The sequence below is a fragment of the Kluyvera cryocrescens NBRC 102467 genome (assembly GCF_001571285.1).
GTDB lineage: Bacteria > Pseudomonadota > Gammaproteobacteria > Enterobacterales > Enterobacteriaceae > Kluyvera > Kluyvera cryocrescens.
On sequence record NZ_BCTM01000021.1, the window covers coordinates 29,966 to 39,662 of the forward strand.

The window sequence follows — 9,697 nt, forward strand, 5'->3', positions numbered from 1 at the left end:
TTTTCCTTAAAAGGAAACCGGAGGAATCATGACCAAGTCAGAATTGATTGAAAGACTTGCCAGCCAGCAATCCCATATCCCTGCAAAAGCAGTGGAAGATGCGGTGAAAGAGATGCTGGAGCATATGGCCTCAACTCTTGCTGAGGGTGAGCGCATTGAAATCCGCGGTTTCGGCAGCTTCTCTCTGCACTACAGAGCACCACGTACCGGGCGTAACCCGAAAACTGGCGACAAAGTGGAACTGGAAGGCAAATACGTGCCGCACTTCAAGCCGGGTAAAGAACTGCGCGATCGCGCCAATATTTACGATTGAGTTTTTATCGCCTGTGCGAAAAACTTGATTGAGAGAAAAGCACCTACGGGTGCTTTTTTCGTTTCTGCTCCCCTTAAGCATTGCATGCTGTCTGGAATCCGCCTCGTACATTCGCTGTAACGCGCCATCGCATTGACCGTTTCTCTGGAATTCCCCACCTAAAGCCAACTTTAGCAAGACGACAGCAGCAGTCCACCGCGCCACACTTCTGACGACAAGGAGGTGTTAATGCGTTTACCACAGCTGGCCGGCTGCGCACTGTTGGGCATTCTTCCAATAAGCGTACTGCCGGAATTGCCTTCGCCAGATACCCTTAAACTCGCTATGCCAGGAGTGATTGCTTTGGCGTTATTTGGGCGAGCAGGGCGGGCTGCGTCTCTTATCGGGCTCCTATTTTGTTGGGGAGTTTTTGCTGCATGGCAGGTGCTGTTGCCAGCGCAAATGCTACCGGGCAAAAACCGGCACATGGAGATAGTCATCACGCAAACGGATGGGCAAACCAGCCATCGGGGCGCAATGCTGCGGCTGGAAGGGCGGCGATATTTTCCGCAAACGGAAATAGCATTATATGGGAGCTATCTACCACAAGCCCCCTGCGTTGGACAGCGCTGGCAAATGACGGTGAGCGTGCGCGCCGTCCACGGGCAGCTCAATGACGGCGGTTTTGATGCCCAGCGTTACGCACTCTCACAAAATCGCCCGCTGACCGGGCGGATTGTTAAAGCGCAACCCATCGACAGACGATGTAGCCTTCGCGCTCGGTTTCTGGCTTCGCTGCAAGCATCGCTGGCTGACCTGCCGTGGCGCGATGTGATGCTGGCGCTAGGCCTGGGTGAGCGTCTATCGGTGGCTCCGGAAATCAAAATGCTGATGCAGCAAACCGGGACCTCGCATTTAATGGCCATTTCTGGACTGCATATAGCACTCGGTGCCTCACTGGGATGGTTGTTTGTTCGCGGCGTGCAATTTTTCTTGCCCGGGTGGCTCATTTGCTGGCGCCTACCCTCGGTTGTCGCGCTTTTTACGGCAATCGGCTATGCCATGCTGACGGGGATGCAACCCCCTGCGTTACGCACCGTTGTGGCCGCATCGATGTGGTACGCATTACGTTTGAGCGGCCGGCAGTGGACGGCGTGGGAAGTGTGGCTGTGTTGTCTGGCCGCAATCGTATTTATCGATCCCTTGGCGGTGCTCTCAGACAGTTTGTGGTTGTCGGTATTTGCGGTCGGCGTACTGATTTTTTGGTATCAATGGGCGCCATTGCCACGTGGGCGCTTTCCGCGTTTCCTTAGGCCACTGGCGAGCCTTATGCATTTGCAGATCGGATTATCGCTGTTGCTGTCGCCCGCGCAGATTGCCCTTTTTCACGGCATAAGCCTCACCTCATTGCTAGCAAATGTTGTTGCTGTGCCCGTGGTGACTTTGCTCGCCGTGCCGCTCATTTTACTGGCCATGTTTTTACACCTGTTCGCACCCGACATGATAGAGATGATGGTGTGGCGTTGCGCCAATGGTGTGTTAGCGCTGCTCTTTGATTATTTGCAGAGACTACCAACCGGATGGCTGAATATTGGCGTGGCCTGGCTGGGAGTATCGCTGCTCCCATGGCTGGCAGTGATTGTGTGGCGTTTGCATGCATGGCGGCGCTTTCCCGCGCTTTGGCTCTCCCTCGCAGTGCTGCTCTCATTTCCACTGTGGCGAAAAACACCTCAGGATCGGTGGCAGGTTGTGATGCTGGATGTGGGACAGGGTCTGGCGGTGGTGATTGTCAGGGGAGATAAAGCCCTGCTCTATGATACGGGGCTGGCATGGCCCGATGGTGACAGCGGTGAACAATTGATCGTTCCCTGGCTGCGCTGGCATGGGCTCACGCTGCAGGGGATCGTCCTGAGCCACGATCATCTGGATCATCGTGGCGGGCTGGGCTCCGTGCAGCAGGCATGGCCGCAGACGTGGATCAGAAGCCCACTTGGTTGGGAAGGGCATCTGCCCTGTGCACGAGGTGAGCGATGGCACTGGCAGGGGCTGACCTTCCGCGTACTCTGGCCATTAGCTGGAAAAGCGCCAAAAGGGAACAATAGTTCATGCGTGGTGAAGGTCAGTGAGGGTAAAAACAGCATTCTGCTGACGGGAGATATTGAATTCCCGGCGGAAATGGCCATGATTAGCCGTTTCTGGCAACCATTTGCGTCTACAATTATTCAGGTTCCACATCACGGCAGTTCGACATCGTCAGGGGTAGCGTTTATCCAACGGGTAGGAGGAGCTGCGGCGCTGGCTTCTGCATCTCGCTATAACGCATGGCGGCTGCCTTCTTCAAAAATAAAGGCACGCTATCTTCAACATCATTACGCCTGGTTTGATACCCCTCATCAGGGGCAGATAACCGTCACTTTCAGCGCGAATGGCTGGAAGATTGAGGGCTTACGAGATCAACTTTTACAGCGTTGGTATCATCAGTGGTTTGGCGAGACTCGCGATAACGGGTAGAATATGCGGCTATTTCAACATAAGCTGGTTTTTTGAATGCAGAACGACAAAGATCTCTCCACGTGGCAGACCTTCCGCCGACTCTGGCCGACTATCGCGCCGTTTAAAGCAGGGTTGATCGTGGCGGCCATTGCGTTAGTCCTTAACGCGGCCAGCGATACCTTCATGTTATCGCTTCTTAAACCATTACTGGATGATGGTTTTGGTAAAACAGATCGCTCAGTGCTGCTTTGGATGCCGCTGGTCGTTATTGGCTTGATGATCCTGCGTGGTATCACAAGCTATGTTTCAAGCTACTGTATCTCCTGGGTTTCTGGCAAAGTGGTTATGACCATGCGCCGTCGGCTGTTTAGCCATATGATGGGGATGCCGGTCTCATTCTTCGACAAGCAGTCCACCGGGACGCTGCTGTCGCGTATTACCTATGACTCCGAACAGGTCGCGTCATCTTCTTCAAGCGCGCTGATTACCGTGGTGCGTGAAGGTGCGTCGATCATTGGTCTGTTCATCATGATGTTTTACTACAGCTGGCAGCTGTCGGTCATTCTTATCGTTCTGGCACCTATTGTGTCGATTGCGATTCGCGTGGTCTCCAAGCGCTTCCGTAGCATCAGTAAAAACATGCAAAACACGATGGGTCAGGTTACTACCAGCGCTGAACAGATGCTGAAAGGGCATAAAGAAGTGCTGATGTTCGGCGGTCAGGCCGTAGAATCCCATCGCTTTGATAAAGTCAGCAACAAGATGCGTCTGCAGGGGATGAAGCTGGTCTCCGCGTCATCGATTTCTGATCCGATCATTCAGCTGATTGCTTCTCTGGCGCTGGCGTTTGTTCTCTATGCCGCAAGTTTCCCAAGCGTCATGGAAACGTTAACTGCCGGTACCATCACCGTGGTCTTCTCCTCAATGATTGCTCTGATGCGTCCGCTGAAATCGCTGACCAACGTCAATGCGCAGTTCCAGCGTGGGATGGCTGCCTGTCAGACGCTGTTTGCGATTCTTGATAGTGAGCAAGAAAAAGACGAAGGCAAACTGGAAATTGAGCGTGCGAAAGGGGCGATTGAGTTCCGTAACGTCACCTTTACCTACCCAGGCCGCGAAACACCGGCACTGCGTAATATCAACCTCGCGATCCCGGAAGGGAAAACGGTGGCTCTGGTTGGTCGCTCCGGTTCGGGCAAATCCACTATCGCCAGCCTGTTGACCCGTTTTTATGATATCGATGAAGGTGAAATCCTGCTCGATGGTCATGATTTACGCGAGTACAAGCTCTCCGCGCTACGTAATCAGGTCGCATTGGTCTCACAAAACGTGCATCTGTTCAACGATACCGTCGCCAACAACATTGCCTATGCGCGCACGGAAGAGTTCAGCCGTGAGCAGATTGAAGATGCGGCACGCATGGCCTATGCGATGGACTTTATCAACAAAATGGATAATGGCCTCGACACGATTATTGGTGAAAACGGCGTGCTGCTCTCCGGCGGTCAACGTCAGCGTATTGCCATTGCGCGTGCGCTGCTGCGCAACAGCCCGATTTTGATCCTTGATGAAGCCACGTCTGCGCTGGATACCGAATCTGAACGTGCGATTCAGTCGGCGCTAGATGAACTGCAGAAAAACCGCACCTCGCTGGTTATCGCGCACCGTCTCTCTACCATTGAACAGGCCGACGAAATTATCGTGGTCGAAGAGGGGCAGATTGTCGAACGCGGTAGCCACAGTGATTTGCTTGAGCAGCGCGGCGTGTATGCGCAACTGCATAAAATGCAGTTTGGCGAATGATAGCTAAAATCTGGTCGGGCGAATCGCCGCTTTGGCTACTGCTGTTGCCGCTTTCCTGGCTGTACGGCCTGGTGAGCGGCCTCATCCGACTTTGCTATCAGATCGGCCTGAAGAAAGCCTGGCGCGCACCTTGCCCGGTTGTCGTGGTAGGGAATCTGACCGCCGGCGGTAACGGTAAGACCCCGGTCGTTATTTGGCTTGTTGAGCAGTTACAGCGCCAGGGCATCAGGGTGGGGGTGGTTTCTCGCGGCTATGGCGGCAAAGCGGAAAGCTATCCGTTGCTGCTGGATGCCGACACCACCACTGCACAGGCGGGTGATGAACCGGTGCTTATATATCAGCGCACCGGTGCGCCGGTGGCTGTTTCTCCGGTACGCGTTGATGCGGTAAAAGCGCTGCTGGCCGCGCACGATCTTCAGCTTGTCGTGACGGATGATGGGCTTCAGCACTATCGTCTGGCGCGGGACAAAGAGATTGTCGTTATCGATGGCGTACGCCGATTTGGCAACGGCTGGTGGCTACCCGCAGGGCCAATGCGCGAACGCGCTTCGCGCTTGCGATCTGTTGATGCCCGGATTGTTAACGGTGGAGAGCCACAGGCTGGGGAAATCCCAATGACTCTACGTCCTGGCGAAGCGGTCAATTTACTCACGCATCAAAGGCTACCGGTTTCGGCGTTGCAAAACGTAGTCGCGATGGCCGGTATTGGCCATCCTCCCCGATTTTTTGCAACCTTAAATGAGTGCGGGTTACAACCGGTACGCACCGTTGCACTGGCAGACCACAAGGCACTCACTGAAGCGGACGTACGGGCGCTGGTTGAACCCGGGCAACAGCTTATTATGACTGAAAAAGATGCGGTGAAATGCCGCCGCTTTGCGCAGGAAAACTGGTGGTATCTGCCGGTCGATGCTGTTCTTTCCGGCGACCGCGCGCAGACGCTGCTACAGGACTTGATTACCCTCGCACGACGCTAAACGGCGTCGGCGATATCCGGGGGAACCGGTATGGCTGAACAGCATCTTACTCTGCGCGCCGCGCGTCATCTCCACCTTGCGGCGCAGGGGCTTCTCAATCGCCCGCGCCGGCAGGCAAAAGCGCACGATATTCTTCGTACTATCCAACAAATGTCTCTGCTGCAAATCGACACCATCAACGTGGTGGCCCGCAGCCCTTATCTGGTGTTATTCAGTCGTCTGGGCGCTTATCCATCGACATGGCTCGATGAGGCGCTTTCCCGCGGAGAGCTTATGGAATATTGGGCTCATGAGGCCTGCTTTCTGCCGCGTAGCGATTTTCCGCTGGTGCGCCACCGGATGCTGGCGCCGCATAAGATGGGCTGGAAGTATCACCAGAGCTGGATGAGTGAACACGCACAGGACATTGCAGCGCTTAAATCTCATATTGCTGAGAATGGTCCGGTGCGCTCTGCTGATTTTTCACACCCGCGCAAAGGTGAAAGCGGTTGGTGGGCGTGGAAGCCGCACAAGCGCCATCTGGAAGGTTTGTTTACGGCTGGCGAAGTCATGGTGGTAGCAAGGCGTCACTTCCAGCGCGTCTACGATCTCACCGAGCGTGTGATGCCCCACTGGAATGATGCAACGGATGCACTGACGCAACCGGCCGCGGAAAGGCTTATGCTGGAGAATAGCGCCCGGAGCTTAGGTATTTTCCGCCCTCAATGGCTGGCGGACTATTATCGTCTGCGCCAACCCGATCTCAATGCGCTGTTGGCACAGTGGCAGGATGAGCAGCAGATAGTGGCTGTTGATGTCGATACGCTGGGCGAGATGTGGGTGCACAGTAGCCTGTTACCGGAACTCGCCCGAGCGGTCGAGGGTAAGCTGAATGCGACCCACAGCGCGGTACTGTCGCCATTCGATCCTGTGGTCTGGGATCGCAAGCGAGCTGAGCAGCTATTTGATTTCAGCTACCGTCTTGAGTGCTACACGCCTGCGCCTAAACGACAGTATGGCTATTTTGTGCTGCCGCTGTTGCACCGTGGCGAAATCGTTGGCCGCATGGACAGCAAAATGCACCGTAGCCGCGGCGTGCTGGAAATATTCGCGCTGTATTTACAAGACGGCGTGCGGGTCAGTCAGCAGCTCGAACGTGGGCTAAAACTGGCCATTAATGACTTTGCTCGCTGGCAGGGGGCAACGCGCGTTGAGCTTGGCGCAATAGCGGAAAAACTCTTTAGTGAACAACGTGGCGGATGGGAGATTGACGCCGACCGTTAGCGCTCTATGATATGCTGCACTGGTTTTCGATACGGCCCATCAGGAGGAACCATGGATCACCGTCTACTTGAAATTATTGCCTGCCCGGTTTGCAACGGCAAACTCTACTACAGCCAGGACAAGCAAGAACTGATTTGCAAACTTGATAATCTGGCGTTTCCCCTGCGTGACGGGATCCCCGTATTGCTGGAAACCGAAGCCCGCGTGCTCGCTGCTGAAGAGAACAGACCATGAGTTTTGTCGTCATTATTCCCGCGCGTTTTGCCTCAACGCGCCTGCCGGGTAAACCGCTGCAGGATATCAACGGCAAACCGATGATTGTGCACGTGCTGGAGCGCGCGCGCGAGTCCGGCGCTGAGCGTATTATCGTGGCAACCGATCACCCGGAAGTGGCTAGCGCCGTTGAAGCCGCCGGGGGTGAGGTTTGCATGACCCGCGCTGACCATCAGTCAGGCACTGAGCGTCTGGCGGAAGTGGTTGAGAAGTGCGGCTTCAGCGACGATACCGTCATTGTTAATGTCCAGGGCGATGAGCCGATGATCCCTGCGGTCATTATCCGCCAGGTGGCAGAAAATTTAGCGGCCAGCCAATGCGGTATGGCTACGCTGGCAGTACCGATTCATGACGCTGAAGAAGCCTTTAATCCGAATGCGGTCAAAGTGGTCATGGACAAAGACGGCCACGCGCTCTATTTTTCACGCGCCACCATTCCATGGGATCGTGACCGCTTTGCGAAAAGCCGCGAAGAGATTGGCGATACGCTGCTGCGCCACATTGGTATCTATGGCTACCGCGCCGGATTTATTCGCCGCTACGTCACCTGGACGCCAAGCCCGCTTGAGCACATTGAGATGCTTGAACAGCTGCGCGTGCTGTGGTACGGCGAAAAAATTCACGTTGCCGTGGCGAAAGAAGTTCCGGGCACCGGCGTTGATACGCCAGAAGATCTGGCTCGCGTTCGCGCCGAAATGAAGTAATCTCCTCCGCCCCCTTGTTCACAGGGGGCGCATTCAGCCTCAATGTTTCCTGACTATCTGTTGCAATTTTGATCTTGTCTGGTGAAATTCACGCTCTATATGCTCATTATGAAAGCAATGGCTTTTATAGAGGCAATCTGACATGGAACAGCTACGTGTAGAACTCAGCCATCTTTTGGGTGAATCACTCAGCCGCGTGGAGTGTATTAACGAGCAGACGGATACCGCGCTATGGTCGCTGTATGATGCCAACGGCAATCCGATGCCGTTATTGGCGCGGAGCTTTTCCTCGCCGGGGCTGGCTCGCCAGCTAGCGTGGAAAATATCGATGCTGGCGCGAAGCGGCACCGTTCGGATGCCGGTGGTATACGGGGTGATGACGCATGAAGAACATCCAGGACCGGACGTCCTGCTGCTGGAGCGCCTGCGCGGTGTGCCAGTGGAAGCGCCTACCCGCAGCCCGCAGCGTTGGGATGCCCTGAAAGATCAAATTGTTGAGGCCATGCTGGCGTGGCACCGCGTGGACAGTTCCGGCAGCGTCGGCTTTGTCGATGGCACTCAGGAAAACAGTTGGCCTCAGTGGTATCGCCAGAGAATTGAAGTGCTGTGGGGTACCCTCAGCCTATACCACAGTACGGGGCTGACGATGCAGGACAAACGGCTGCTATTTCGCACGCGCGAATGTCTGGATGCGCTGTTTGCCGGTTTCAATGACAATTGCGTGCTGGTACACGGCCACTTAACGCTGCGCAGTATGCTTAAGGATGCCCGCAGCGATCAGCTGCTGGCGATGGTTGGGCCTGGGCCTATCTTGTGGGCACCGCGGGAATATGACCTGTTCCGCCTGCACGAGAGCGAACAGGCGGAACAGCTGATGTGGCATTATCTCCAGCGCGCCCCCGTTGCGGAGGCGTTTCTTTGGCGACGCTGGCTCTATCTGCTGTGGGACGAAGTCGAGAAACTCGTGAATACCGGTAAATTTAGCCGCGCGAATTTTGATCTCGCGTCAAAATCACTGCTCCCCTGGCTCTCCTGAGTTACCTTTCAACCATTGCCAGATACGGCCAAGCGTCTCATAACCGACCCGGTCGCTGTGCATCAGCCAGACCGGGGAAGGGATTATGCGCTCCCACGGATTGAGCGGTGAAACAATGGCCAGTTGGTTAGCCGGAGCGGGAAGCGGGTGCAGCCCAACGTGTTGGAAGAAAATCATCGCCCGGGGGAGATGAGAAGCGGAAGTCACCAGCAGGAAAGGCGCATCACCAATGGCCGCTTTAACGGCGCTGGCCTCTTCTTCGGTATCTTTTGGACTGTCCAGCACGATGATCTCACTGCGCGGTACGCCAAGGCTTTCCGCCACGCGGGCACCGGCTTCTGCGGTACTCACCGGATTGGTTAGCGCGCGGGCGCCGGTGAAGATCATTTTTGCTCCAGGATGGGCTTGCCATAGGCGAATCCCTTCCGCCAAACGCGGCAGACTGTTGTTGATCAGATTGGAGCTTGGTGCCCATTCGGGATTCCAGGTATAACCACCACCTAATACCACCACATATTGCACCGGCTCTTCGCCACGCCAGGTGGGATACTTATCTTCAATCGGTTTCAGCAGCCCATCCGCAACCGGCTGTAGGCTCAATAACAGTATGGCGAGCCAACCCGCGGTAATGGCGGTTTTGCCCAGTTTTTGAAAACGCGTAAACCAAACCAGGACAATTCCTAAACCTATCAGCAAAAGAAGCAGCGGCAGTGGCAGCATCATTCCACCGATATACTTTTTCAGCATAAAAAGCATTCTGTAGCGTACCTTTTTTAAGCATCTGACCGTATGAATGCAGTGATATTACACCAGGTAGCTTCATTCTCGCCGTGGGTGTGACAAAATAGACCTTTTG

General features: G+C 55.1%; 9 protein-coding genes. 8 read left to right on the forward strand and 1 reads right to left on the reverse strand.

The genetic code is table 11. The annotated features are described in order from the left end of the window. Positions 1–28: 28 nt before the first annotated feature. The 8 genes from ihfB (at position 29) to KCR01S_RS15680 (ending at position 8,841) form a co-directional block, all read left to right on the forward strand. Positions 29–313: an integration host factor subunit beta gene (gene ihfB, locus KCR01S_RS15645; protein WP_052284034.1), complete on the forward strand. Its 285-nt coding sequence runs from the start codon at positions 29–31 to the stop codon at positions 311–313. Positions 314–541: 228 nt separating this feature from the next. After that, positions 542–2,803: a ComEC family protein gene (locus KCR01S_RS15650; RefSeq protein ID WP_061283712.1), complete on the forward strand. Its 2,262-nt coding sequence runs from the start codon at positions 542–544 to the stop codon at positions 2,801–2,803. 36 nt (positions 2,804–2,839) lie between these two features. Beyond that, positions 2,840–4,588 carry a lipid A ABC transporter ATP-binding protein/permease MsbA gene (gene msbA, locus KCR01S_RS15655; protein ID WP_061283714.1) on the forward strand — a complete coding sequence of 583 codons (1,749 nt, stop codon included), beginning with the start codon at positions 2,840–2,842 and terminating at the stop codon, positions 4,586–4,588. Further along, positions 4,585–5,565, forward strand: coding sequence for a tetraacyldisaccharide 4'-kinase (gene lpxK, locus KCR01S_RS15660; protein ID WP_061283715.1), 981 nt, complete (start codon positions 4,585–4,587; stop codon positions 5,563–5,565). The genes msbA and lpxK overlap by 4 nt, the downstream gene beginning before the upstream one ends. Before the next feature lie 30 nt (positions 5,566–5,595). After that, on the forward strand, positions 5,596–6,828 hold the full coding sequence (locus KCR01S_RS15665; RefSeq protein WP_061283717.1) for a winged helix-turn-helix domain-containing protein: 1,233 nt from the start codon (positions 5,596–5,598) through the stop codon (positions 6,826–6,828). Between the two features lie 51 nt (positions 6,829–6,879). After that, positions 6,880–7,062: a protein YcaR gene (ycaR, locus tag KCR01S_RS15670; RefSeq protein ID WP_052284039.1), complete on the forward strand. Its 183-nt coding sequence runs from the start codon at positions 6,880–6,882 to the stop codon at positions 7,060–7,062. After that, positions 7,059–7,805 carry a 3-deoxy-manno-octulosonate cytidylyltransferase gene (gene kdsB / locus KCR01S_RS15675; protein ID WP_061283719.1) on the forward strand — a complete coding sequence of 249 codons (747 nt, stop codon included), beginning with the start codon at positions 7,059–7,061 and terminating at the stop codon, positions 7,803–7,805. Before ycaR ends, kdsB begins: the two co-directional genes overlap by 4 nt. Positions 7,806–7,947: 142 nt before the next feature. Beyond that, positions 7,948–8,841, forward strand: a complete 894-nt coding sequence (locus KCR01S_RS15680) for a YcbJ family phosphotransferase (RefSeq protein ID WP_061283720.1) — start codon at positions 7,948–7,950, stop codon at positions 8,839–8,841. Here KCR01S_RS15680 and elyC read toward each other — a convergent pair. After that, on the reverse strand, positions 8,818–9,597 hold the full coding sequence (elyC, locus tag KCR01S_RS15685) for an envelope biogenesis factor ElyC (protein ID WP_061283722.1): 780 nt from the start codon (positions 9,595–9,597) through the stop codon (positions 8,818–8,820). The genes KCR01S_RS15680 and elyC overlap by 24 nt on opposite strands. Positions 9,598–9,697: the final 100 nt, after the last annotated feature.

Excerpts from the sequence above, each read along its gene's own strand:
- KCR01S_RS15650 (WP_061283712.1), top strand. The coding sequence starts at position 542 with ATGCGTTTACCACAGCTGGCCGGCTGCGCACTGTTGGGCATTCTTCCA.
- msbA (WP_061283714.1), top strand. The coding sequence starts at position 2,840 with ATGCAGAACGACAAAGATCTCTCCACGTGGCAGACCTTCCGCCGACTC.
- lpxK (WP_061283715.1), top strand. The coding sequence starts at position 4,585 with ATGATAGCTAAAATCTGGTCGGGCGAATCGCCGCTTTGGCTACTGCTG.
- elyC (WP_061283722.1), bottom strand. The coding sequence starts at position 9,597 with ATGCTTTTTATGCTGAAAAAGTATATCGGTGGAATGATGCTGCCACTG.
- KCR01S_RS15665 (WP_061283717.1), top strand. The coding sequence starts at position 5,596 with ATGGCTGAACAGCATCTTACTCTGCGCGCCGCGCGTCATCTCCACCTT.
- ihfB (WP_052284034.1), top strand. The coding sequence starts at position 29 with ATGACCAAGTCAGAATTGATTGAAAGACTTGCCAGCCAGCAATCCCAT.
- kdsB (WP_061283719.1), top strand. The coding sequence starts at position 7,059 with ATGAGTTTTGTCGTCATTATTCCCGCGCGTTTTGCCTCAACGCGCCTG.
- KCR01S_RS15680 (WP_061283720.1), top strand. The coding sequence starts at position 7,948 with ATGGAACAGCTACGTGTAGAACTCAGCCATCTTTTGGGTGAATCACTC.
- ycaR (WP_052284039.1), top strand. The coding sequence starts at position 6,880 with ATGGATCACCGTCTACTTGAAATTATTGCCTGCCCGGTTTGCAACGGC.